Below are 24,679 nucleotides of genomic sequence, written 5' to 3' on the forward strand. Positions count from 1 at the left end.
CAGCAGGCCATAGCCTTCCTGAACTTTCGTGCTGATTGCGACGATTGAGGCCAACGGGACATTCTGAACGAGTAAGCGAACGGCGGGCTCCGGCTGGAAAATACTCGTTCACCGTTTTTAGCAAGTTTCTCATGTCTTGGGAGAAGCATCTCTTTCGCTGGGCTTACGAGGTCACCGCCGCGTTCGCCCAATTTGACGCCTCGTTTAGGTCACAACACTATCCGCCGACCTTCCTCGTACCAATCAAGGGGTATGTGATGCAAGTGACGAATGGCCGCCGGTCGCGGGCGGGCTTCACCCGGGTCGACCTCGTTGTGACGGCTGGTTTATCGTTCACAGCGTTCTTGCTGGTGATTCCCAGTGTGCTTGCTTCACGCCAGGACGCCGCCAGGGAGAAATGCCGGGACAACCTCCGCACGCTCGGCCAGGGATTCCTCCAATTCGAGACCGCAAACGGCGGGTTCCCCGCGCGGCGTGCCGGCTTCAACAACGGTTCGCCCTATGGGGGATGGGGGTCGCAGGTCCTCCCCTTTATCGGCAAGCCCGAACTTTCCAACGCCTACAATTCTAAGCTCGACTTCTTCGACCCCGCCAATAAGGCTGTTACGGAGACCCATGTCGACACGTTCCTGTGTCCGGCCGCTCCGGGAAACCACACGGTCGAGATTCAATCCCAGGCGACCGCCAAGTCCTTGAACCCGGACAAGGACACCGTTTTCACCGCCAAGGCTGGGGCCGTGGATTACATCTCATCCAATGGCACGCTCCTGCCACGCGGGGGCTATGCGATGAACCAGAATGACCTCGATCAGGGAGTCGGCAACCAGAGACAGCCATTGACGGACAATGATTACACACCTCTCACGAAGATCAGCGACGGGATGTCGAGCACGCTGCTCTTGATCGAGCAGGCCGGTCGGCCCGATGTCTGGCGGCTCGACAAGAAGAAGGAAGGGGCTGGACAGTTTGGCATGAGCCCGAACGCACGCGGGTCCTGGGCCGGTTGGGGCTCGATCGCATTCGGCCCGGCATCGGCCACGACCGGCGAATCGCCGGGGAAGGGTGACGCCACCGATTGCACCGTGAATTGCAATAACTGGTTTGGCATTTATGGATTCCATGAGGGCGGGGCCCACGTCCTCTTCTGCGACGGTTCGGTCCGTTTCGTCGGCACCGGGCTCGATCCCCTCACGTTCCTTTATCTCACCAACTGCAACGACGGTCACGTGGTCAGCCAGGACGACTTCTAACTCCGATGGAGATCCTAGTCCCCATGCGATTCTGCCCATACGTGGTGGTCTTCCTCGCCTTTGCTGTCGTCGGGTCACCGAACGCGTGGTCCGGCGAATCGCCTGACCCGTCGAAGCTCGCGTCCGCCATCGACGCCAAGCTGGCCGCGTGGTGGGCGAACGCACACGTGCAGCCAGCGCCGATCGTGGATGACGCCACGTTCCTCCGTCGGGCATCGCTCGATCTCATCGGCCGGCCGCCGACGGTCGCTGAGGCCCGCGAATTCCTCTCGGCCCCAGATCCATCGGCGGAGAAGCGGGCGAAGCTCCTCAATCGGCTGATCGACTCGGGCGGTCATACGCGCCACATGGCGACGTTCTGGCGTCGCGCCTGGGTGCCGCAGGCGGACACCGCCGAATTCGCCAGGCTGGCCGACGACTTCGAGGCCTGGGTCACGCTCAAGTTGCGAGATGAGGCACCCTACGACCGGATGGTCCGCGAATTGCTCACGCTTGACGAGGTCACGTCGGCCCGGCCCGCCGGGGTTTCGCCGGGTGGCTTCTTCGCGGCCAGTGAATACAAGCCGGAGAACCTTGCCGCCAACGCGAGTCGCGGCTTCCTCGGCGTGAACCTCGATTGCGCCCAGTGCCACAATCACCCATTCGCCCGGTGGACCCGCGAGCAATTCTGGCAGACCGCCGCGTTCTTCGAGACGCTGAAACCGGGCGAGGGGGGCAAGCTCATGCCTCCGCGTCTGACCATCCCCAATACGGAAAAGTCGTTTACTCCGGCGATGCTCGACGGCGAGGCGTTCGATTGGCCCGATTCGCTCGAACGTGGCACAGGCCGCCGCCTGCTGGCAGGCTGGGTGACTGCCCCCGAGAATCCCTACTTCGCCCGGAATGCGGTGAACCGGCTCTGGGCTCAACTCTACGGAGCCGCCCTCGTCGAGCCCATTGACGATCTCAGCGGGGAGGGAAGTCTCACAGGAGACCGTGCGGAGTTGCTCGGGACTTTGGCCGAGGCATTCGTCGCGAGCGGGTATGATCTGAAATATATGACCCGGGCGCTCACCAGGGCGAACGCTTATCAATTGTCGGCGGCGGGTGGTGAGGGCATCACGTCCGAAGAGCAACTCTTCGCCCGAATGCCTGTCCGCGGCTTGACCGGAGAGCAGCTCTACGACAGCTTTCGGACGGCGGCGGGTCTACCCCCGGAGCGGGACGACGTCGGGCGTGGGCAAGGGAGAGAGGGCCGCAAGCGGTTCGCCGCCGAATTCTATATCGAGAGGCCGGTCGCCGCGGAGCGGTCGATTACGCAGGCCCTCTCGATCATGAACGGCCGGTTCACGACCGAACTCGCCGACCCCGCAAATAATCCGACCCTCGCTGGGTCGTCGACGCCCCATTCCTCGATGCTAACGAGAAGATAGATACCCTCTTCCTCGCCGTCCTCGGTCGTCCTCCTCGTGACGACGAAAGAGCAATGGCATTTGGCTATGTCAAGGGAGGCATTGGTGACTTGCCCGCCGGCCGCCCCTTCGGGGACCTCTTCTGGGTCCTCGTCAATACCTCCGAATTCAATACCAATCATTGAAACTTATGGGATGCGATAATATGTCCGGCTCCCGTCAATACACACGCCGCGACTGGCTCCGCCTGACGGCGGTCGGTGCTGTCGGGGTTTCACAGTCTGGCTGGTTTCATGCCCTCGCCGACGATGCAGCCGGCAATCCGAAGCGACACAAGTCTGTCATCCTACTCTGGATGAACGGCGGGCCCGCGACGATCGACTTGTGGGATCTGAAGCCCGGCCATGCGAACGGCGGCCCTTTTCAAGAAATTGAAACCTCCGTCGCGGGGGTGAAGATCAGCGAGCACCTCCCGAAGCTCGCGACCCGGATGAACGACATGGCGATCATCCGGTCAATGGCCACCCGAGAAGGTGACCACCGCCGAGCACGCATCGTGGGCATGACTGGCTATGTCCCCGTTGGGGCGATTCAATTCCCCTCGGTCGGCTCGCTTGTCGCCCACGAGTTTGACGAACCGAGTGCCGACCTGCCGGGCTTCGTAAGCGTCGGCGGGCGACCTGGCGATCTTGGCGGCGGGTTCCTTGGGCCGCGTTTCTCACCGCTTGTCGTCGGCAACGGCGCGAGGCGGATGGGGATGGCTCCTGGCTCCAGTACGGAAGCGTTGCGGGTGCCGGACCTCGACCGGCCCGAGGGCGTGGACGCGGAAACGTACGCGAAGCGGCTGGAACTGCTCGGCGGCATGGAGCGGGGCTTCAATACTGGCGGTAAGAGTGAGGTCGCCGAGACTCTGAAGGACGCCACGGAACGGGCGGTCCGACTGATGCGACCCGCGGCTGCCGCCGCGTTCAGGCTCGAGGACGAGGCCCCTGCCCTCCGCGACGCCTATGGCCGTACGACCTTCGGCCAGGGATGCCTCCTTGCCCGGCGGCTGGTTGAGCGTGGCGTCTCGTTCGTCGAGGTCTCGCTCGACGGATGGGACACGCACCAGGGCAATTTCGACCGAGTGAAGGAGCTATCCGGGATTCTCGACATCGGGTTCGCGACGTTGCTCGCCGACCTCAAGGACCGCGGGTTGCTCGATTCGACCCTGGTGGTGTGCCAGGGTGAGTTCGGGCGGACGCCTCGGATCAACGGCCAGGCCGGCCGGGATCACTGGCCGGCGACGTGGTCCGCGGTGCTGGCCGGCGGCGGCATCAAGTCCGGCCAAGTCATTGGCCAAACAAGCGCCGATGGCCTGACCCTGAAGAGCGACCCGACTCGGACTCCGGACCTCATCGCCACGGTGGTGAAGACCATCGGCATCGATCCGATGAAGCAGAACATGTCGAACGTGGGTCGGCCCATTCGCATCGCCGATCCTGTCGCCAAGCCACTTAAGGAGCTGCTGTGAGTCGCCTTATCCTCGCCTCTCTGTCACTCATCTTTGCGGCGATGACTGCCGGCCCGGCGACAGCGGGCGATCCGCTCGAATTCGTCGTCCTCGGCGATGACACGCTCGCACGTATCGACATGCGCATCGAAGTGGAGGGCTCACTTGTTTCCGCGGTCTGGGACGAGACGTTCGCACGTCTGTTCTCGTTCTTCGACGGTGACGGCAACGGAGTGATCGACGAGAAGGAGGCATCGCGCCTGCCCTCCCCGCTCGCGCTCCGCAAGGCGTTGGGCAGTGGTTTCACGCCGCCAGTTGGTCGTGCCCCGGCATTTGGGGAACTCGATCGGGACGGCGATGCTAAGGTGACCGCCGGTGAGCTGGCCGCGTTTTACCGCGGTAAAGGGACAGGTGACGTCATCGTCGGCGTGGGCCGGCTGCCTGGCGGGGCCAGGCTTACGTCTGCCCTCCTCAAGTTCCTCGATCCCGATGGCGACGGCAAGGTGACTCAGAAGGACTGGGGTGCGGCCGCCGATGACATGGGGAAGCTCGACGCGAATGACGACGAACTTATCGGTGCCGGCGAATTGGTCTCGAAGCTCCTCTATCCCGGCGCCGCGGGGACGATCCAGATGAAGCCGCCGAGTTCCGAGGCGACACACTCGGATGTTCTGGGCGACCTTCCCCTCGTCCTGCTTCCCATGGACCGAAAAGATACGTATTGGGCCGATGAAATCGCCCGACGCAAGCCCGGCGTCAAGTCCGTGGCACCGGCCGAGTGGCGGGGGTGTGATGCCGATGGCCATTGGATCGCCCGGCTCGGCGAAACCATGGATGTGGGGAAGTTCGCGTTCGTGGGGGGGCATGTCAGGGTAAGCGGCTGGGTTGCGGGGGGGAGGCTGAACGAGTCGGTATCCTCATCCCGACAGACGATGACGACTCAATTCGAGAATCCGACGAATGAGCCGGAAGACATCGCTGGCAACGGCAGGCGACGACGCGGCGGCAATCTTTTGTGGCTGACACCGATCGCCGATGTCAATGGCGATGGCAAGCTCGACCGTATGGAATTCGACGCCTGGCTCGACCTACAGTCGCAAATCGCTCGCGGGCAGGTTCTGTTGACCATACTCGATGGGGGTGGCCTGTTCGAACTCCTTGACGCGAGCCATGACGGTGCCTTGTCGACACGAGAACTACGCACGTCCTGGGATCGACTGAAGGAGACCGGGTGCGTCGAGGAAGGTCTATTTGATAGGGCGAGGGTCCCACGCGTGGTGCTGGCGGCGGTCAGCCGCGGCTATCCCAAGTCGCTCTCGCCGGAACAACGCCGCAGCCCGGCCTGGGCGAAGGCGATGGACCGCAATGGCGACGGTGACGTGTCCCGCCGGGAATTCACCGGCACTGCGGAGAAGTTCGCTCAACTCGACCGGGACAATGACGGACTCATCGACGCGGACGAGGCCGCCCAGGCTACGTCGGGTAAGTGAGGCACAATCTCAACAGGCACGTGGCCTGAGCGAATTCAGATCACAAAACCGCTGCTTGACCAGCACCTGGCACGCTGCTCGTCGTTGTCACGTTGGAGTGTGCACAACTCAATCAATAAAAATGATTATTTGTTGTGGGTTATGCGATTGCGAATTTCGCAAGGAAATAGTCCGCTACCAAAGGGATGGCAGCCCAGTTCCTATAATTCCTCCAGAGGACGGCACCGACGATTCCACGCGGACGAACACCAACGACGTCCATGCTCTCCGTGACGACGACCCAGCGCGATGAGTTGCTGACGATCTACCGCTACGATTCCGATCCCGATCTCCGCTTTCACGCCCACATCCTCCTCCGGTTGGCTGAAGGCCATCCCTGGGACACCATCGAGTTCATGCTCTTATTGGATCGAGTCTTCACTTGGCTGGGGCAGGCAAACCCTTTCCAGATCGAGGGTTCGGCTTACCCGAAAGCCAAAGCCGTTTGATCTACTTCCCCATTTGAAAGTTTCGATTGAGAGCGGTTTCCGCCTTGGTTGCGTTCCTGGAGTAGCCGACTCCGCGCTCGTATCCTGGCGAGCATCTCAGAGAGGACGCTGGTTTGCGGCCGGCCGTAGTGCTAGAAACACATCCAACCCGGCAAAGCCAACTCACTCTAACTCCATACTGGGATGTCTTCCATGCAGCTCGGAACCATTACTTACAACATCGCCAAGGACTGGGATCTCCCGACCATCTTGAAGCGACTGGCTGCCTTGCATTACGACGGGGTCGAGCTCCGGACGACCCACGCTCATAAGGTGGAAGTCGAGCTCAACAAGGAGGAGCGGAAGGAAGTCAAGAAGATGTTCGCCGACTCGCCGGTGACCCTGGCGGGCCTGGGGAGCGCCTTTGAGTACCAGGCGGTCGATCCCGAGGTGGTCCGGAAGAACATCGAAGGCACGAAGGCGTACGTCCAGCTCGCCCACGACCTGGGCACTCCCGGCGTGAAGGTTCGGCCCAACGGGATTCCCAAGGGGGCCGACCTGGATTCGACCTTGAGGCGGATCGGTCGCGCCCTTCACGAGGTCGGCGAGTATGCCGACGGATTCGGCGTCGAGATCCGCGTTGAAGTCCACGGCGCGATCACTCAACTCATCCCCAACCTCGCCAAGATCATCGCTTACGCCGACCACCCCAACGTCTACGTTTGCTGGAACTCGAATCCGACCGATGTAGTCAACGGGTCAATTCGCGAGAACTTCGCCCTGGTCGCTCCCAAGATCCGCGAGGTCCATCTCCGCGACCTGTTCGACGAGGCCTATCCCTGGACCGAACTCTTCGCGCTCCTGACCGCCCAGAAGTATGACGGCTTCACCCTGGCCGAAATCCCGGAAAGCAGCGACCCGGAACGGGTCTTGCGCTACTTTCGGGCCCTCTGGCTGGCGTATCAGCCGAAAGCGAAATCCTGAATTTACGATCACCGGGCGAGCGGGGAACTGATCACTTTTTGGGGAGAACTCGGCGGGTGTCCGGGCCCGCCGAGATGGTTTGATGTGTTCAATCGAGGGGTTGCCTGCCGGACAGGTCAGGTGGTGGGTTTCAATGAATGAGTGGCACGGAGGACGGGCGTCGGCTCGAACTGTCCCTCGAGGATCTTGCTGGGGTCAGCCCCGAACCATTGGTCGAGGATCGTCGCGTAGACCGACCGAAAGTCAATTTTGTGGGTCAGGTCGCCCGAATCGTCGAGGCCGGTCAGGTCGGGGCGACTCCCGTGCAGGCCGGGGGCGATGCCGCCACCGGTCAGGAACATGATGTTGGCGGTGCCGTGATCGGTGCCCGCCGACTTGTTTTCGGCGACGCGCCGGCCGAACTCCGAGAAGGTGATCACAAGAGTGCGATCAAGATGACCGCGTGCTTTCAGGTCGCGGTGGAACGTGGTCAAGCCCTGGCTCAGTTCCTGAAGCAGGGCGGCATGACGGTTGAACTGGGACGCATGGGTGTCGAACCCGGCGAGCGTGACATAGTAGACCCGAGTGGGCAACTCGGCCGTGATCAATTGCGCGATGGTCCTCAGCGACTGCGAGAACTCGAACGGCGGGTAGGTGACGGCCGAGTGGCGCTCGCTCAGCGCGTCTTTGAGGCGATTCGAGAGCGAGAGCGTGTCGTTCGCGGTGCGCTGGACGAAGTCGAGGGCCTCGATTCCCGTCGGCTCAACCTCATTCAGGCGCTTGAGGCCGTGACCGGCGATGCCCTTGGAGGGCAAGTCGAGAATGGCGGGGTTGGCCAGAGTGACCGCTCGGGGGCGGGGATTCGCGAACGACTGCGCGGGGCGCTCGCCCAACTGGAGACCGAGGATGGGGGACTGAACCCCCGCGCACTCGCTGTCGAAATAGCGACCGAGCCAGCCGGTCGTCCACGCCTTTCCGGCCGGAGAGGCGGTTTCCCAGATCTCCGACGAGCGGAAGTGAGAACGATCGGGGTTGGGATAGCCCACGTTTTGCACGACTGCCAGTTCGCCGTCGTCGAGCATGCTTTTTAACTCGGCCAACTCGGGGTGGAAGCCGAGATGGTTGTCGATTTTGAGAACTTTCTTGGCCTCGACGGCGAGTTTGGGCCGGGCCTTGTAGTAGGCGTCGTCGCCGTGTGGCACCAAGGTGTTCAACCCGTCATTGCCTCCGGCAAGTTGGACGACCACCAGGACGCGGTCGTCGTTCAGGCCGGGAATCGGGGCGACCTTGCCCGCGAAGGCGGCCGCCGTCTTGTCGACGAACGTCGGCACGGTGGCTGTCAGGGCGGTCAGACTGGCTGCCTGACGGAGAAAGTGGCGTCGGCCCATTCGGATGTTCATTGATCTCCCTCTCTTTTTGATTGAATTCAGCGACAGTTTGCGGCTCAGGCCATCTGGTATTCGGGGGATGTCAGGATCAGGCGGGCGACCATGCTGGGGCGGTCCTCCGCGCGGGTGTCGGCACACGCCTTGATCAGGGCATCGCGGGCTGAGGGACGAACCGTGGTGACCACGAGCCGGCCGAGCAAGTCGTCGACCAAGACGGTCGGCTCGGCGGGGGGGCCTTGCGGGAAAAGGGCCTCCGGGCGGAACCGGCACTTCAGCCCTTCCTTCTTACGCTCGGAGCTCCGCTGAGCCATCGCCCCTTCCAATCGGGCGATCATGGCCGGCCCTTGGGTTGCATCGCGCGGCACGGCCAGGAACCGGTTGAAGCCGATCGGTTCCAACCCCGCTGGCTCCTTGCTGTCAAGCAAGGCCTCGGGCAGGTGGTAGCGGACGGCAAGCGTCCCCGCACCGATCCAGGTGCGTCCCCCTGGCCAACCCTTCACGTTAGGTGGATTGAACAATTCTTGGCCCATTGCGGCCGTGAGTTGGGCCAGACTCGGGGTTGCCGTGACGTCCAGCTTGAGTTGGCGGCAGGCGCCGACAAGCAGTCGGACCGGGCTCTTGATCAACGATCCCCGCGAGGCTTCGGAATAGAATTCGGGCGCGGTGAAGAGGACGCGGAGGACTGCGCGGATTTCGCCTCGGCTGTCCTGGAATGCAGTGGCCATCCTCGTTCGGAGTCGGCCGTGGGGGTCGACTGCGCCGAAGTAGTCGGCGAGCTTGCCGGCCAGGAATCGGGCGAGTGCCTCCTGACGGCTGACCAGGGCCACAACGTCATCGAGTTCATAGCGACCCGTCTCCCCGAGGATGGTTTTCGGCCCGTCGTCGCGACGCTCGGGCATGAACGTCGCGACCAAGCCGTCGCGGGCGAAATCCCGGGGGGTGTCCGCCGCCGTGGCGCGGGTCTGACTCATTCCGAGGGGGCCGGCGAGGGTCCAGCCGGTCAAGGCGCGGGCTGTGGCCTTGATGTCCTGCTCGGAGTAGTGGCCGATGCCGAGCGTGAACAACTCGAAGAATTCGCGGGCGTAGTTCTCGTTCGGCTTGGCCTTGTCGCTGTCCTCGAGGTCGAGGTACATCAGCATCGCCGGATCGAGGGTGACGTCACGAAGGAGGGGGCGGAAATTTCCCAGGGCGAGGCGGCGGAGCGTCTCGTTCTGCTGATAGATCGCCTGGGAAATCAGGACCTTACCCGTGGCCGTGGCGAAGTGCCCGTGCCAGAACAGGGTCATGACTTCACGCAATGGAGTCGGCGTGGCAATCATGTGTGCCAGCCACCAGCTTCGCAACTGGTTGATCTCCGTGGCGTAGCGTCGGCGCGTCGTGCGGTGCCCCTCGGCCGCCTGCTCGCGGGTTGTGTCGGCGAATCGCCGTTCGGTATTGATCCAAGGTTCTTGGACCCAGGCCGGTCGCTCGGGTGCGACGGCGTGATCGGCCTCGTCGAGCATGAGGTCGACGGCCTTTTCCAAGGGAACGGCGGCAAGTCGGGCCGTCTCCTCGGGAGTGCCACCGAATCCGGCGCGGCTGAGCAGGTGTGCCGCGGCCTTCGCGTCCCATGCGGGGGGCTCGTTATGCGAATGTCTCATGAGTTGATTCCTTGCTGGATTGGTAATGTGGGCATGGCCCACCAATTGGGATTTCCCGAGAGCAATGTCAAAGACAGAGGGAATGGAGAGCTGTGCCCACCATTTGATGAGGGACCACGGTGGCCGGGTTAGAACGCATCGGCCGAGATGACCTCACCCCCCGCCCTTGTCGCCAGGGCACGCCAGGTGGCGAGGTTGATGGAGTCCTTGACGAACTTGACGCTGCCGTCGCCGTGGAGCGTCAAGACACCGCCCGGGTGCGGTCCCCGAGCGCTCAGCCAGCCGATCCCGTGGCCGTAGACATCCGGGATTTTGCTGTTGGGGGGGAGATAGGCATTGAACCCCACCATTGCCTCGGTCCCGACGATCCAGGCTGCGCCTCGTGTACCGCTCCAGGAAGTCGCCCCCGCGGCCAACGCGGCGAGGTCCGGGTTATTCATCGCAGGGGTGTAGCCTCCCGGTGCGACCTTGGAGGGACTTGCCTTGGATGCGATGTTTGCGATCTGGCGATTGCGTTGGAGCGGGACCGGCCCCGTCGTATCCTGGCCGAGTCCCAGGAGGCATTGTGAAATGAACATGGTGTTCGTCGTGCCGTCCGTGATGTCGGCGATCCGGGTGGCTGAGTTGTTCCAGAAGACTCCGTCTGACGGGTAGCGCATGTCGTAAAACGTACCGGTACCCGACCCGACGTTGGCAACGTAACTTGTGCCCGCGGTCGTCATGTTGTAGTAGTAGCTGGGGTAAAGTGGCGGTTGGGCGTCGCTGGGACAGAGGAAGCCCGCGACCAGGGTGGCGGCCGCCGTCGTCTGCGCGGGGACGAAGGAAAAGACCGGTGGCGTGGTGGTTACCGACAGGTTGAAATTCATGGTGTTCAGGGTGTTGGCCTGTTCCATGAATGGGAGGATTCTCGCGAAGACCGAGAATCCGGTCCCGGTCGAGCCGCCATGGCTCGGAAAGACGCTGTGGGTGCTCTCATAGTTGTGCAGAGCCAGTCCCATCTGTTTCAGATTGTTGGTGCTCGTCACCCGTCGGGCCGCCTCGCGTGCCGCCTGCACGGCGGGGAGCAGCAGCGCAATCATGACCGCGATGATCGCGATCACGACGAGCAATTCAATCAGGGTAAATGCGCGACTTCGCATGAGAAATTCTCATTATATTTGGGTGCTTAGATCTTTGGGCTTTTGATGGAATTCCATGGTTGCCGCTGCCGTTGAATCGCCATCTCCAGGCGCAACGATGCCGGGGCCTGCGCCTGGTGAGGGCAAGTCGGTATCGAGCACCCGTTACGATGCGGCGATCCACGAAGGGCTTGTTGTCGGGGTGGGTGAGATCAGCCGTTAGCGAGGCGGTGCACGGGGACGAGTTGAGAGCTGAGTGATCCTGCCTGAACTGACCGGACCTTTGTCGATTTCACCCGCCAGGACGAGATTCACATGAGCGACGATGACTCGCTCGGTCGGTATTTGACCCTGGGCGAGGAAATGGCAGAGGGGACAGGCGTGAGCGGGAATCGGGCTGGCGGCCTTACCATGGGGGGCATGGTCAGAGCCGAGCACTGAGTTATGGAGTGAACAACCGACGAGGGCGTGAAGGGAGGAACCACCAAGCGCAATCGTGCCGTAGCAAAGCGTGAAGAGAACCGCGAGTCGTGTGAGACTGACACGGTGAATGGCCAAGGAGATTCGTCCCTAATCCGATGGTGGCTATCGATCCCAAGAGGGCTCTGCACGTTCGCGAACGAGGTCGCGAAATCGAGCGATCTCTCAGGGATAGTGCCCCTCTGGACCATTCAGTTCCCGATGCAACCTCTCCTCTGGGCCGGTTTGCGCAACGACAAGGCCGTGGTCGGCTTTTGAAGTCGACCACGGCCTTCTTGATGATTGAATGTTCTGATTAATCGCGTCGTTGATTCACAGCAAGGTGATCAGAAGCGGACTCCCCTCCGTGACGCATCAACGCCGGCGATTCTCATGCTCCGAGATGGCCACTTGTGCATGTTCAGGATTGCCGATCTTCCCGGGTCGATTGCGAACGGCGATGAGGTGGACGCTCCCCGACCGGGTCGCCACGGCGAGTAAGCCCCGCTCGGGCGAGAACGCCAGACCCATCGGGCGGGCGACCCCCAGGTTCAACGAGCCGGCTCGCAACGGGAACTGGCCGAGGAGTCGGCGCGTGGCGGCGTCGATGAGCGTTAGGCCGGGGCCTTGCGGCAGGATGCAGGCGATGCAACCGCCGCGAGTGGCCACGGTCTTGGGCCATGGGATGACGACGGCGTCGTGGTCGGGAGTGATCGCCGTCAGGATTGAGTCGTCCTCGGTTTCGGACAGGTGCGGGGCCTGGCTTTTTTCAAGGTCAGATCGGCTGATGAGCGCTGGTTGTTCCCGGTTCGCCAGGTCAACCGCGGCCATCTGGTTCGTGCCGAGCAGGGTCACCGCGGCATGATTCCCGCTTGCCGAGAGCGTGAGGCGGGCCGGGTCGTCGCCCGGTTGATTGAATTCGAGGCGGCCGACGACCTGGGCCGGCGTGGCGGCAAGGTCGAACACTTCGAGCGCGGGGGCGGGGCGTTTCTCGTCCCCTTCGCCCTTGCCGGAGGACAAAACGAGGGCATGTCGGCCGTCCGCCGTGACGACCAGGTCGTCCGGGTACATCCCTGCAGTGACCGGTTTTCCGACCGGTTCACCTTGGAGATCGAACGCCTGCCACCAGCCTGGCTTGACGTGTCGTTCGTCGCCCGAAGGCCGGACGAGTACGTAGAGGCGATCCCGGTTCGTCCAGATCGCAACGGGCTTGCCCTCGAGTTCGAGGTCGCGGGCCAGTTCGAGTTGATCGCTCTTGGTCACGTGGTAGAGAACCACCCGATTGTATCTCGGGCAGGTGACGGCCAGAAGGTTGCCGTTGTCGGCATACGTTAATCGCTCGGTGCGCTGATGACCGGTGCCGACTCGTTCGACCTCGGTCAAGTCATAGGGAGGCAGCCGCAGTTCCAATCGGCGATTCGCCTGGGCGTTGAGTCCGTAGATCGCGCCCGCACCGGCCAGGGCCAGAATTGGAACCAGAAACAAGGCGACTCGTCCGGAGGGGCGGTTCTTGCGGAACGAGACTTTCGGTTCGGTTCCCGCTTTGATCCGGACGATATTCTTGCGATGCCGCACGACGAGGAGACTGAACAACCCGATCGTCACGACGCTCATGGCGAGATGCTCCTGATTCCAGGGGTCATCGACCCGGACGAAGTAGACGGCCAGGAAGACCAGGCCACCAAGCATCGACGAGAAGGACACGAAGCGAGTCACGACCAGCGCGAGCACGAAGCCTACGAAGGCCGCCAGGCTCGCCACCCAATTGAGTGCGAGCAACGCCCCCAGGCTGGTAGCGACCCCTTTCCCCCCCTTGAATTTCAGGTAGATGGGAAAGTTGTGTCCCATGATGGTCGCGAGCGCCACGAAGACGCCGAGCTGCGGGACTGCGTGCCCGGTGTAACGGGCGACGGCCATCGGGAACAAGTAGGTCGGCAGGAACCCTTTGGCGAGGTCGAGCAAGAACACAAAGACGAAGAAGCGGAACCCGAGCACTCGGCCCACGTTGGTGGCACCGATGTTGCCCGACCCGACCGTGCGGATGTCGACCCCGCGTGCCCAGAGTGCGGTGAGATAGCCGAACGGGATCGCGCCGATCAGGTAGGCGACCGGGATCATCAAGAGGGCCAAGGTGGTCGAGTTCACTGGTCGCGTCCCATCTTCAACTTCGGCTTTTCGATGTCGCCCAGGAAGGCGGCCCTGCGCGACTCGAAAATCTCGTTGGCGGTGGCGTAGTCGTCGTGTCGTCCGATGTCGAGCCAGTAGCAGTCCTGGCGGAAGCAGTGCACGGGTGACCCTTGCTTGCGCATCGCTTCGAGCAAGTTGGGCATCGGCAACGGTTGGCCCGGCACGAGGAAGTCCCAGGCCGACGGGTCGAGGATGTAGACGCCCATACTGACCTGGAAGGAGTATTCCGGCTTCTCACGGTAACCGGTCAGGACGTGCGCGTCATCGGCGTTGTCGAACTCGAGCACGCCGAAGTCGATCCTGACTTCGCGGGGGTAGGATGCGACCGTCGCGGCCGCCCCGCGCTCGCGGTGGAAGTCGTACATGTCGCCATAATTCAAGGTGGTGAGAATGTCTCCGTTGATCACGAGCACCGGCTCGCGGGGCCGTTCGAGCAGCGTCAGGCCTCCCGCGGTCCCGAGTGGGGTGACCTCGCGACGGTAGTTGAGCTTGGTGCCGAATTTCTTACCGTTGCCGCAAAAGGCCTCGATCAGTTCGGTCAGGTAGCCGGTGATAATCGTGACGTCATCGAAGCCGAATCGAGCGAGTTGGCGAAGCACGACCTCGATGATCGGCATCGGGTCATCTTCACCCAGGGGCATCAGCGGCTTGGGAAAGACGTGTGTGAACGGGCGGAGCCTCGTCCCCTTGCCACCCGCGAGGAGGACCGCTTGCATTGTGAGGACTCCTATCAAAAAAACGATTAAGTGCAGATCCCTACAAGAGAATTCGGACCCATTCGTCCCGTCTTGTAGGGTGGGCACGGCCCACCATCTTTTTTGTTTTCGCTCTGCAAGATGTCGGGGAGCGTGTGCTGTCTGTGCCACTCTCCCATGCCACTTTCCTGGTGGGCCGTGCCCACCCTACGGAAAAATCAACGGGGGCCTTATCGTCGCGCTTTCTTGGAAGCGTTGCGATTCCCGTGCGGAGTTCTTCGGGTCTTGGATCCGGCGACGTCCTCGAAGACCTGGACCAGACGGGTGACATGCTTCTCGAACGATTGTTCGAGACCGAGTTGCATGGCACGCTCTGACATCAAGCGACGAGCGTTGTCGTCGGTCATCCGGTCGATCGCGCCGATCATTTCGCCGATCGCATCGGGGGCCGTCAGAATGTAGCCTTCGCGGCCGTCGGTCATGACCTCGCCAGCCCCGTTGCACGAGGTTGTGATCACGGGGAGACCGCACGCCAGGGCCTCGAAGACGACGAGCGAGCAGGGATCGTAGAAGGTGGGCAGAACGAAGAAGTCGCTCGCCCAGAAGCAGGGACGAATATCGGGGGTGTACCCCATCCAGTGAATCGTGTCGGCCAGATCGAGGTTCTCAGCCATTCGGCGGAAGCGAGCGATCTTGCCGCCTCCACAGACGAGCAAGTGGACCGGGCGTCCCTGGGGATCGAGCCGTTTCCGCTCGGCCAACGACTTCAGCAGGGGTGCGAGCCCCTTGAGGGCGAAGTTATGGCCGACGAACAGGGCGACCAGGTCGTTCGGCGCCAGGCCAACCTTGTTGCGGAAGGCGCAACGGTTGGCCGCGGGGTGATCGACCTGCAAACGGTCGGCATCGATGGCATTGGGGATGACATGAATGCGCGATCGCGGGATGTGGTGGTACTCTTGAAGATGTTCCTTGACCATGTTGCTGACGGCGATCACGCGCGCCTGGCGCTGGGGATCGTATTGCTTCTGCTCGATCGCCTGGTAGGTCCAGAACTTGGGGTTGGCCAGCTTGCCCAGGCGATAGAGCGAGCGTTTGAAGCCCGCGGGGAAGCGCTTGGAGTTCGCCTCGAGGCTGCCGCGATGGACCCCGCCTTGGGGAATGATGACGTCGTGGTACCAGGTGTTGATCAGGCCGACCGAGCAGTCGTACGAGGCCTCGCTGAGCGCCTTCTCCGAGTTCTTGGCGAAACTTCGGATTCGGGCCGTGCGGGTCCGCCCGTCCGCCGCGATCGGGATACATTCCACTTCGGGGGGAAGAGCCCCCTCACGCCAGGACTCGGCGTAAAGGTCGACCGCGTGCCCCAACTTGATGAGGTGCTGACAGAGATCGACGACGTAAGTCTCGGCTCCGCCTCGCGTCGGGTCGACCCTCTGGAAATTCAGGGCCAAACGCATCGTCTATTTCTCCCAGACCCCAGCCATTGTTTTCGTTTGGAAAGAGAATCGTCAGTGACAACTAATTGTTATGAGAAAAATAACGATCCGCTTTCATTTGAATCATTCGTGCCTGCCAGCCCGGTCGTCGTAACGCAAGCCTGCGCCGGTAGAGTGCCCAGAACCTCAAAATGTCGCGGTCGTTGATCCCAGGCACCCCGCGCGTCGAGAAGAGCAGTTGCCCGAGGTCCTTCCAGCGCCAGCGGTCGGGCCACAACCGATGCTCCTGCGTGCGGTGCAGGTCGATCAGGGTCAAGCTGGGCAATGGGTCCGCCGTCCGATCCATGTCCACGAAGAAGTGGCAGAGGTAGAGGTCTTTATGGAACACGTTCGCGGCGTGCAGGGTCGCGACGATCCGGGCCATCTCGGCGATGACCTTCCGCTTCCAGGCCGCGAGACTCGCGGGTGTGGGCAGCCACCAACTCGGGCATGGCCTCGTTGAGCGCGAGGCAGCCGGTCAACTCGGCGATCATCAGGAAGCTTTTCAATGCGCCCCAGGGGCCGATCTGCTCGCCGGCCGCGACCACCTCGGGAACGGCGATGCCAAGCGCCCGGACCCGTTCGAGGTGCGCCCATTCGGCCGACGCGGGGGTGTGCTTTCCATTCGGGTGGATCAAAGCTCCGAGCCGCGCGGGCCAGGGAAGTTCGAAGTGCCGCTTTAGGTAGACCGACAGCGGCCCTGACGGGGCATGGAAGACGACCCGGGCGGTCGATCGACCCTGCTTGGCATGCAGTCGATCGCGGCTCTCCAGATCCATCACCGTCGCCTCGAGATCGGCCGGAAACGCCGCGCGGTGATGTTCGGCGAACCAGGTCCAGCCGGTGCCTCGAACCAGTCGTTTCCAGAGCGTGCCGTGTCTCATCGCCGAATGCCCTCCCAGGACGCGGGCCGGCGATAGCGGTAGACCCTGACCCCTGCCCCTCCATGTCCATCCTGCCGCTCAGGGAACTCCACGACCGGATCGGCCGAGTAGGCGAGCACCGCTCTGAGTGTCGCGGCGCGTCGGCTCTCGGCCGCCAGTTCGCCGGTCCCGACGACCACGTAACGCAACTGAGAATCCGTAAAAGCCTGGCGGACGTGCCAGTAGTCGTAGCTACGCTGGCCCGACACGAAGGCGGCCCACCCTCGGGTGTCGAGCACGGCATCCGCCGGGTCCGCGTGGGCGGCCAGCCAGCGGCCCGCCGCCCAGTGTCCCCACCGGCTCGGATGGGTCGGCTTCGACTGGAGCCGCGCACCGACCGCGACCAGGGTCAGGACGGCGGCAATCCCGGCCATTCTCGCGAATCGAGGACTCCACCGCAGTCGCACGGCGACTCCGCGCATGCAGACGAACGTGCCGGCCGCCGCCCATGGAATCGACGCCAACACGAGTGTGAGCGTGTGACGATCGGAGAGATAACCCATTTTGAGTGCGTGCCGGAAGAGAACCAGACTGAACAGCACCAAGTAGACGGCGATGAGCCGAGGCCCCCAATGATGCGGTGGCGGGCTCGGTTCGCCGTCGAGTGTCTGTCGGACGGGTTGGCTCGGCTCGCAGAGTTGCCGAATGAACCGAGCGCGGGCGACCCCCCACAGGGCGAAGACCGCGAACAGGCCGCAGAGGCATTCCGCCCACTGGAGGCTCAGCCGCGCGACGATCCCTGGAGCTGTCGCGATCGCCGGTTCTTCCGACTCCTCCTTGGGGGAGAAGTCCCACCGGGGGTCGTTCAGTCCCGACGGTAGCCATTGCTCGGCCCTTCGGACTTGCACCTTCCGTGGCCCCATCCCCATGCCCTGTCTCAACGCCAGCTTTTCTGAGACCTCGCCCTTGAGCAGCGCGTAAGCGCCCACCAGCACGAGGAAGGAAAGGCCGAGCGCAGACAAGCGAGCCAGAGCGATCCGAGGGCGGTTGAGCGCCAACACGCCTCCACGCGAGATCCAGGTCACGGCGACGGCGAGCGGAACGATGAGAACCTCGGGTCGGGTCAAGAATCCGAGACCCGCGACGATCCCACAGCCCAACGGAGCCTTCCAGCCGCTCGACCTGAGGCTGATCTCGCCAAGCCAGAGCGCGAGGAGTGCGGCGAACAAGGCCAGGCTATCGCTCAGGGTATCGTGACCGATGGCCGCGGGGAGCGGCAGCACGACGTAGATCAAGACCGCGATCCGGGCGATCCGCGCGTCGAACAGGCTGCGGGTCAGGCCGTAGAGCGGAATCAGCAAGGCCAGCGAGGCCAGCGCCGAGACCGCTTGCGCGGCTATCCGCCAGGTGTCGGGTCCGCTCCCTCGGATCGCGGCGATGAGCGGTTCACTCAGCGCGACGAGGGCCGGATAGAGCGGGTGTTGGTCGGCCCCTCGGATTACGTCGATCCAGGGTCTGTTCTGGAAATCGCGAGCAGTCCGAAGGAATTTCAGGCCGTCCTGGGCAGGCAGCAGCGACCGGGCGATGCCGGCGATGTGCAAAGCGGCCGCCAGCAGGACTAGCGCGAGCAGACAGCGGCGGCCAGACATCGAGCGAGTTCCTCCTTGAACCCGAACGGCGCGGCACGATCCATCGCCCGCGGGCCGCATAATACGTCCAGGTGTTCACACGGTCAATGGCAACCGAGGCCGCGCCCTTGCCTCGTTCCAGAGGGCTCGCAGGCTCTCTTCCCAGGAGATCAATGGTCTCCAGCCGGTGTGTTCCACGATCCGCCGGATGTCGGCGCGGGAGTCGCGGGGCCCGGCGCTGACGGCGCGATCGGGATCGATCGTCACTCTGACTCGCTCTCCGCTGAGCCGTTGGAGTTGCTCGAGTCCGTCGCCGACCCGCTGCGAACCGCCGGTCCCGACATGGTAGACGAGCCCGGGCCGACCGTGCTCAGCCAACGCGATCAAGGCGCGGGCGACGTCGCGGACGTCCACGAAGTCGCGCCTGGTGTCGAGACATCCCACGCGCAACTCCTCAACCGTGGGGTCGCTGAATCGGGCGGCGAACCGTCCCAGGGACTGCGATTCAGGAGTTCCCGGGCCGATCGGGTTGAAGATCCGGGCGATCATGACCTCGAGCGGAGGACGCGCCGCAAGCCCGGCGCAGGTGGCCAGCCACTTGCTCAGACCATAGGGGGTCTCCGGCCGGCAAGGATGGCCTTCGCCGACGGGGAGATCCTGTTCGTCCACCGGTCCGAGCTCGGCTGCCGAGCCGGTCAGGACCACGCGCACGGGGCGAGCCCGCTCACGAAGCGTATCGAGCAGCAAGGCGGTGGCCACGCTGTTGGATACGTAGAGGTCCGACGCGGAAGCCGGGGGCGTCTTCCCTGCGAGGTGGAAGACGACCGAAGGGTTTGCCTCCTCGATCGCCGCTCTGACGCTTTCCAGGTTCGTCAGGTCGGCCTGAAGGAATGAGTCCGCCGGCCAATCGAGGGGGCGATGTCGACCGACCGTCACGACGCGGCCGCGCGATGCCTCGGTTCCGATCAGGGCGTCCCGAAGCGGCCGGCCGAGAAATCCCGAGGCTCCCGTCAGCAGGTAGACTGGCACGAGTGGGTGCCCGAGCATGCGTGCCTCGTCCATTGAGGTTGTCTCTCCCCTTTTGCCCGTTACAAGAAGCGTTTTGCGGCGGCGAAGACCCGGTCGGGGGTCAAGTCGCGCATGCAGCGGTGATGGCCAAGGGGGCACGTCGGTCGCTGGCAAGGGCCGCAGGGGACCGGGTGGAAGAGATGTGCGGCGTGCGGATGATAGGTGCGTGTCCAGGCGATGTGTGTCGGTCCGAACAGGGTCAGTACCGGGACGTTGAAGGCGGCGGCGAAGTGGCGAGGACCCGAGTCGGTTGTGACCAACAGGGCCGATCGCCGTACGCAGGCTTTGCTCAGGCCGATGCTCAGCGACTCGGCGGCCAGGCTCACCACATGGGGGTGGTCGGCCTTGGCCGCGATCTCACGGGCGGCCTCCCGCTCGCTGGGGCCGCAAACGGCCAAGACTTTCACCCCTGATTCGAGCGCGAGCCGTCGGGCCAGGATCCCGAAGTATTCCGTCGGCCAGCTTTTCGCCGGGCCGTACGCCCCCCCCGTATTGAGGGTGACGACGGGCTCGTCACGGCTCAACCCCAGGTTTGACCAGGCCAGGTCGGCGGCCGCCTCGTCCGCTTCGGTCGTGAAGAGCTCCGTGCGGAGGGATTCCACACGGCAATCCAGGCGGCGGACGATGTCCAGGTAGGACTCGACGATCGGGACCGGCAGACGTTTGCCCCGCGCATCAACGGGGGTTGTGAGCCGATCCGTCAGCAAGAATGCCCTGCCCCCTCGTCCATAGCCGATGCGCCGCCGAGCATTGGAGAGCCAGGCGACGAGCGCGGAGCGAAAGGAGCCAGGGAGAAGAACGGCCATGTCGAGTCGCAAGGCGCGGAGCTGGCGAATGACGGCGCGGGTTCGGACGTTCGGGTCGCTCGACCTGGGATCGAAGTGAATCAGTTCGTCGAACCAGGGCGAACCGCCGAGCGTCGGCGCGACGTGGGGTTTGATGAGGCCTACCAGGTGAGCGTCGGCGAAGCTCCGTCTCAAGGCACGGATGGCGGGCGTGGCCATGACCGTGTCGCCGATCAGGTTCGGGCAGAAGACGGCGATCTTCATGGATGGCCATTCGTGCTCGGGGCCGCCACCGGCGCCGCGAGTCGCGAGGCGACGGCGGCGTGGAGCAAGGGGATCATCAACTCGTGGTGCCCGGTCAGGGCGATCCCTTGGGCCCCTGGGCGCTGCAAGACGTTGAGCAGGCCGCGATATTGCTGGTTGAAGTCGAGGTTCGCAGTCGTCAGGCCATCGAGCGAGCGGCCGAGATTACGGACGATGGAGACCGCTTTCAGGAAGACCTCGGGCAAGACGACCGCACTGCCGAGATTGAGCCAAACGCCACCGGCGAGGCGGGCGATCAGGTTCGTGAGGATCCGAAAATCGTCGAGGGTGGCTTTGCCCAGGGCCGCGCCGTCGAGCTGAGGCGTCATGTGAACGATATCGGTCCCGATGGCCACGTGGACCGTGAGCGGAATCCCTTTGCGCCGCGCCGCGACGAGCAGGCTTGCGTTCAAGCCCGGTCCGCCCCGTTCCAGGATCACGTCCGCGAGTGCTGCGCCGAGCCCGCACCCTTGCTCGGCCGCGCGATCGCACCCCCAGGCATAGAGGTCAGACGTCTCGCGAGCAAAGCCGAACGTCCCTGCCATCAGCCGGGGGCCGACGTCTTCGCTCGTCTTCCCCGCGATCGCCAACTCGAGGTCGTGAATCGCCGCCGAGCCGTTCAGGGCCAGGCCGCTGAGCACACCACGCTCGACCCAGTCGATCAAATATGGAGCGCACCCCGTCTTGACGACATGCCCCCCCAGCGCCGCCACCACGGGGCGACCTGTCTCATGAGCGGTGACGATCGCGTCGCGAAGCGACTTCAGACCCGTTGCGGCCAGTTGATTCGGCAGGCCGTCGAGCCAATCGGCGATCGTTGCTCCGGGCGCGACCGGTCGTCCCAGGTCGGTGAGCTGGACCTTGCTCGGTCGCTCCGACAACGCTTCATAGCGCAGCTCGTTCAGGTCGACGGAGTCAAGATCCATATAAGGGAATCCTTTCCCAAAACGTGATTCAGCAAGACGGAACGAGGAGAGGCCGGTCCGTTTTGTAGGGTGGGCACGGCCCACCAGGTTTCGCCCCCGAGGGAGGTAGGCTACCAACGCGCACAAACCGGCGGGTTAGCAGGTCATGGTGGGCCATACCCAAACAAGACGGCATGGCCCGTCAGGTCGGCCTACCGAACGGCGCAAGGGCGTCCTCGAGAACGTCTTGCCCCGACATGACCTCCAAACCGATCCGAAGAGCGCGGAGCGGCACAGCTCCCAGGTTCGACGCGCGAAGCTTCACCAAATCCTTCTGCGTGGTCAAGACCAGATCGGCCTTCAGGCCGCGGGCCCAGGTGGTCAGGTCAGCCACGTCGGCGGCGGTGTAGGAGTGATGATCGGGCCAGGCGCGGAAGCCGACCAGTTTGCCGACCAGCGGCTCGATCGTTTTCCGGAAACCGTCCGGGTTGCCGATCCCGCAGAATGCCGCGACCGATTGGCCCGCCAACGAGGCGATCGAGGACGTCGGCCCGTCGGCATCCAGGAGGTCGAGCGGTGCGTGTCGGGCTTCGACCCAGCGCAACGGGCCGGCCCGTCGCTCGGCTTCGGTGCGAATCGCGGTTCGAGTCGACTCGGGGACGAGGTCCGCGCGGGAGAGCACCACGACCCCCGCACGCCTCAGGGATCGTACCGGTTCGCGGAGCAATCCTCGCGGAAAGATCCAGCCGAGACCGAATGGCTCGAGGGCGTCGAGGAGCACAATGTCGAGGTCACGCTTCAGTCGTCGATGCTGGAAACCGTCGTCGAGGACGAGCACTTCGGAGTCGATCTCCTCGACGGCCACTTCGGCAAGTCGAACCCGGTCCGCGCCTTGAAGATGGGGAACGTCGGGCAGGTTCTCCTCGAGCACTCGCCCTTCGTCGTTGACCCCATCATCCTGACCGTATCCTCGGCTGAGGATCGCCACCCGCAGCCCGCGGGCTCGATACCAACGCGCGATCCATTCGACCATGGGGGTCTTGCCGGTGCCGCCGAGCGTGAGGTTGCCGACAGCGATCACGGGGACGGCTACGCCCTGGACGGCGGAGCCTCCCCGGTTGTACCGCGCATTGCGAACGGCGACGGCCAGGCCATAGCCCGCCGCCGCCATTCGTAGACCGACACGGGCGAGACGGGCCCCGGGAGTGCGTGACTCGCCACGCACCAACCGGAGGAACGCCGCCTCGCTGAACCAACCCGTTGAGCGGCTCACGCTCCCATGGCGCGAATGATCGCCTTGGCCATCTCGAGGGTGCCCACGGCGGACGGATCGTCACGGTGCGGCTTCATGTCGTAGGTGACGTCCTTGCCTTCCTTGATCACCTGGGCAACCGCGTCATTGAGCCGCTTCGCGGCGTCGGCTTCGCCGAGGTGCTCGAGCATCAAGACCCCCGAGAGGATCAGGGCCGTCGGATTCATCTTCCACTGGCCCTTGTACTTGGGCGCAGAGCCGTGGGTAGCCTCGAAGACGGCTCCCGCTTCGCCGATATTCGCGCCAGGGGCGACGCCGAGTCCGCCGACCAGGCCGGCGCCCAGGTCCGAGATGATGTCGCCGTAGAGGTTGGGCAGGACGAGCACGTCATAGAGCTCGGGCTTCTGCACGAGCTGCATGCACATGTTGTCGACGATCCGATCCTCGAACTCGATGTCGCTGTATTCCTTGGCGACCTCGCGGCTGACTTCGAGGAAGAGACCGTCGGAGTACTTGAGGATGTTCGCCTTGTGAACGGCGGTCACCTTCTTGCGGCCGTGCTTGCGGGCATATTCGAAGGCGTACTTGACGATTCGCCTGGAACCGGTGATCGAGATCGGCTTGATCGAGATTCCCGAGTCAGGGCGGATCGTCTTGTTGTTGAGCCGTTTGATGTCGGCGATCAGCTCGGCCGTCTCGGGCTTGCCTTGCTCGAACTCGCAGCCGAGGTAGAGGTCCTCGGTGTTCTCGCGGACGATGACGATATCGACCTTCGAGTTGGAGAAGAAGGTCCGAACCCCTTCATACTGCTTGCAAGGGCGAACGCAGGCGTAGAGGTCGAGAGCTTGGCGGAGGTAGACGTTGACGCTGCGGAAACCGGTGCCAACCGGAGTGGTGATGGGTGCCTTGAGCGCCACCTTGGTGCGTCGGCACGACTCGATGACGCTATCGGGGACCGGGGTCCCGACCTTCGCCATGATGTCGACGCCTGCCTCCTGGACGTCCCAGTTGATCTGGACGCCCGTCGCCTCGATGCACATCCGCGTGGCTTCCGCCAGCTCCGGCCCGACTCCATCGCCGGGAATAAGGGTCACTTCATAAGCCATCGCCGGTCCGTCTCCCGCCATGCGGTCCAGAGTTCGGTGTCGCAATATCGCGTCCACGCTTGATTTGGGCGTTGCGAACACCGTTCCAATTGGGATATTCTAGTTGGGTCCGAAGCGACCAACGTAACCACACCCCGATGCGCCGTCAAGCTGCCAAACAGGTTGGTCGTCCCAGGCCGCAACGTCGGAGCCTACTATCGATGATCTGCCCCCCTCACCCACCCGCGAAACTAGTCCAGAGTTGGATGGCTCGGCACCAAGATCCAACGAGCTTCGTGCTCCACATGATCGGAATCCCATTGACGATCCTCGGGATCCTCATGATCCCGATCTACACCTACCTCTTCTCACTGCCCGTCTTCCTCTTTTCCGTGGTGCTCTTTGTCGGCGGTTACATGATCCAGTTCCTCGGCCATGCGCTCGAAGGAACCGACCCCGGGGAAGTGATTCTCTTGAAGCGGAAACTGGGCTTATCGTACGTCGAGGTCGCCCCGCCCCGCAAATCTCGTCAGACCGCGGCCTGAGCGGGTTGGCAATCACGACCTGTTGACTTTTGCGATTCTGCGAATTTCAACGTTCTGGCAGGAATTTACGTGTGTCGGCCGTCCCGTTCCAGCGGGGATGGGCAAAGTCCGCTCATTTGTGCGGACTGCTGGGGAGGTTGGCCTAGGACAGGTTGGTCAAAACCCGTAGAATCCGCCCCATCGCTTCAAGTTGCACTTCTGCTACAACCGATAATCAAGAACAGGTCGATCGG

At 63.4% G+C, this 24,679-nt stretch carries 22 protein-coding genes; 8 read left to right on the top strand and 14 right to left on the bottom strand.

Annotated features, from left to right (window positions below):
* The first annotated feature begins 131 nt into the window (after positions 1 to 131).
* The 6 genes from V5E97_RS30350 (at position 132) to V5E97_RS30375 (ending at position 7,074) form a co-directional block, all read left to right on the top strand.
* Positions 132 to 1,250, top strand: coding sequence for a DUF1559 family PulG-like putative transporter (locus tag V5E97_RS30350; protein WP_406695299.1), 1,119 nt, complete (start codon positions 132 to 134; stop codon positions 1,248 to 1,250).
* Positions 1,251 to 1,273: 23 nt separating this feature from the next.
* Positions 1,274 to 2,662, top strand: coding sequence for a DUF1549 domain-containing protein (locus V5E97_RS30355; protein ID WP_406695300.1), 1,389 nt, complete (start codon positions 1,274 to 1,276; stop codon positions 2,660 to 2,662).
* Between the two features lie 184 nt (positions 2,663 to 2,846).
* On the top strand, positions 2,847 to 4,154 hold the full coding sequence (locus V5E97_RS30360) for a DUF1501 domain-containing protein (RefSeq protein ID WP_406695301.1): 1,308 nt from the start codon (positions 2,847 to 2,849) through the stop codon (positions 4,152 to 4,154).
* Positions 4,151 to 5,623, top strand: a complete 1,473-nt coding sequence (locus tag V5E97_RS30365) for an EF-hand domain-containing protein (RefSeq protein ID WP_406695302.1) — start codon at positions 4,151 to 4,153, stop codon at positions 5,621 to 5,623. Before V5E97_RS30360 ends, V5E97_RS30365 begins: the two co-directional genes overlap by 4 nt.
* Positions 5,624 to 5,883: 260 nt before the next feature.
* Positions 5,884 to 6,111, top strand: a complete 228-nt coding sequence (locus V5E97_RS30370; protein WP_406695303.1) for a hypothetical protein — start codon at positions 5,884 to 5,886, stop codon at positions 6,109 to 6,111.
* A gap of 192 nt (positions 6,112 to 6,303) precedes the next feature.
* Positions 6,304 to 7,074 carry a sugar phosphate isomerase/epimerase family protein gene (locus tag V5E97_RS30375; protein WP_406695304.1) on the top strand — a complete coding sequence of 257 codons (771 nt, stop codon included), beginning with the start codon at positions 6,304 to 6,306 and terminating at the stop codon, positions 7,072 to 7,074.
* 116 nt (positions 7,075 to 7,190) lie between these two features.
* On the opposite strand, the gene V5E97_RS30380 is transcribed toward V5E97_RS30375, so the two are convergent.
* The 3 genes from V5E97_RS30380 to V5E97_RS30390 form a co-directional block, all read right to left on the bottom strand.
* Entirely contained in the window at positions 7,191 to 8,453 is a 1,263-nt protein-coding gene (locus tag V5E97_RS30380) for a DUF1501 domain-containing protein (RefSeq protein WP_406695305.1), read from the bottom strand.
* 44 nt (positions 8,454 to 8,497) lie between these two features.
* Complete coding sequence (locus V5E97_RS30385; RefSeq protein ID WP_406695306.1) at positions 8,498 to 10,081, bottom strand: DUF1800 domain-containing protein; 1,584 nt, start codon at positions 10,079 to 10,081, stop codon at positions 8,498 to 8,500.
* Positions 10,082 to 10,209: 128 nt separating this feature from the next.
* The gene (locus tag V5E97_RS30390) at positions 10,210 to 11,220 is read right to left on the bottom strand and encodes a DUF1559 family PulG-like putative transporter (protein WP_406695307.1); all 1,011 of its coding nucleotides are present in this window, start codon (positions 11,218 to 11,220) and stop codon (positions 10,210 to 10,212) included.
* A gap of 294 nt (positions 11,221 to 11,514) precedes the next feature.
* Between V5E97_RS30390 and V5E97_RS30395 the strand changes: the two genes are divergently transcribed.
* Positions 11,515 to 11,640 carry a hypothetical protein gene (locus V5E97_RS30395; protein WP_406695308.1) on the top strand — a complete coding sequence of 42 codons (126 nt, stop codon included), beginning with the start codon at positions 11,515 to 11,517 and terminating at the stop codon, positions 11,638 to 11,640.
* A 393-nt stretch (positions 11,641 to 12,033) separates the two neighbouring features.
* Here V5E97_RS30395 and plsY read toward each other — a convergent pair whose 3' ends face one another.
* The 11 genes from plsY to V5E97_RS30450 form a co-directional block, all read right to left on the bottom strand.
* Positions 12,034 to 13,803 carry a glycerol-3-phosphate 1-O-acyltransferase PlsY gene (gene plsY, locus V5E97_RS30400; protein WP_406695309.1) on the bottom strand — a complete coding sequence of 590 codons (1,770 nt, stop codon included), beginning with the start codon at positions 13,801 to 13,803 and terminating at the stop codon, positions 12,034 to 12,036.
* On the bottom strand, positions 13,800 to 14,561 hold the full coding sequence (locus V5E97_RS30405) for a sugar phosphate nucleotidyltransferase (protein WP_406695310.1): 762 nt from the start codon (positions 14,559 to 14,561) through the stop codon (positions 13,800 to 13,802). The genes plsY and V5E97_RS30405 overlap by 4 nt, the downstream gene beginning before the upstream one ends.
* 209 nt (positions 14,562 to 14,770) lie before the next feature.
* Positions 14,771 to 15,994 (bottom strand): glycosyltransferase family 4 protein, encoded by a 1,224-nt coding sequence (locus V5E97_RS30410; protein ID WP_406695311.1) that lies wholly within the window; start codon positions 15,992 to 15,994, stop codon positions 14,771 to 14,773.
* Positions 15,995 to 16,055: 61 nt separating this feature from the next.
* Entirely contained in the window at positions 16,056 to 16,397 is a 342-nt protein-coding gene (locus tag V5E97_RS30415) for a lipopolysaccharide kinase InaA family protein (protein ID WP_406695312.1), read from the bottom strand.
* The gene (locus V5E97_RS30420; protein ID WP_406695313.1) at positions 16,351 to 16,896 is read right to left on the bottom strand and encodes a lipopolysaccharide kinase InaA family protein; all 546 of its coding nucleotides are present in this window, start codon (positions 16,894 to 16,896) and stop codon (positions 16,351 to 16,353) included. The genes V5E97_RS30415 and V5E97_RS30420 overlap by 47 nt, the downstream gene beginning before the upstream one ends.
* Complete coding sequence (locus V5E97_RS30425; RefSeq protein WP_406695314.1) at positions 16,893 to 18,524, bottom strand: glycosyltransferase family 39 protein; 1,632 nt, start codon at positions 18,522 to 18,524, stop codon at positions 16,893 to 16,895. The genes V5E97_RS30420 and V5E97_RS30425 overlap by 4 nt, the downstream gene beginning before the upstream one ends.
* Positions 18,525 to 18,599: 75 nt before the next feature.
* A complete protein-coding gene (locus V5E97_RS30430) occupies positions 18,600 to 19,565 on the bottom strand; it encodes an NAD-dependent epimerase/dehydratase family protein (RefSeq protein WP_406695315.1) in 966 nt (321 codons plus the stop codon).
* A gap of 26 nt (positions 19,566 to 19,591) precedes the next feature.
* Positions 19,592 to 20,620 (bottom strand): lipopolysaccharide heptosyltransferase II, encoded by a 1,029-nt coding sequence (gene waaF / locus V5E97_RS30435; protein WP_406695316.1) that lies wholly within the window; start codon positions 20,618 to 20,620, stop codon positions 19,592 to 19,594.
* A complete protein-coding gene (locus tag V5E97_RS30440; RefSeq protein ID WP_406695317.1) occupies positions 20,617 to 21,585 on the bottom strand; it encodes a GSU2086 family protein in 969 nt (322 codons plus the stop codon). Before V5E97_RS30440 ends, waaF begins: the two co-directional genes overlap by 4 nt.
* Before the next feature lie 181 nt (positions 21,586 to 21,766).
* Positions 21,767 to 22,837, bottom strand: coding sequence for a tetraacyldisaccharide 4'-kinase (gene lpxK, locus V5E97_RS30445; protein WP_406695318.1), 1,071 nt, complete (start codon positions 22,835 to 22,837; stop codon positions 21,767 to 21,769).
* Complete coding sequence (locus tag V5E97_RS30450; protein WP_406701243.1) at positions 22,834 to 23,922, bottom strand: isocitrate/isopropylmalate dehydrogenase family protein; 1,089 nt, start codon at positions 23,920 to 23,922, stop codon at positions 22,834 to 22,836. The genes lpxK and V5E97_RS30450 overlap by 4 nt, the downstream gene beginning before the upstream one ends.
* Positions 23,923 to 24,167: 245 nt before the next feature.
* On the opposite strand from V5E97_RS30450, the gene V5E97_RS30455 reads away from it, so the two are divergent.
* Positions 24,168 to 24,446, top strand: coding sequence for an Mpo1-like protein (locus V5E97_RS30455; protein ID WP_406695319.1), 279 nt, complete (start codon positions 24,168 to 24,170; stop codon positions 24,444 to 24,446).
* The last annotated feature ends 233 nt before the right edge of the window (positions 24,447 to 24,679 follow it).

It is taken from the genome of Singulisphaera photorubra (assembly GCF_045290345.1).
Taxonomy (GTDB): Bacteria; Planctomycetota; Planctomycetia; order Isosphaerales; family Isosphaeraceae; genus Singulisphaera.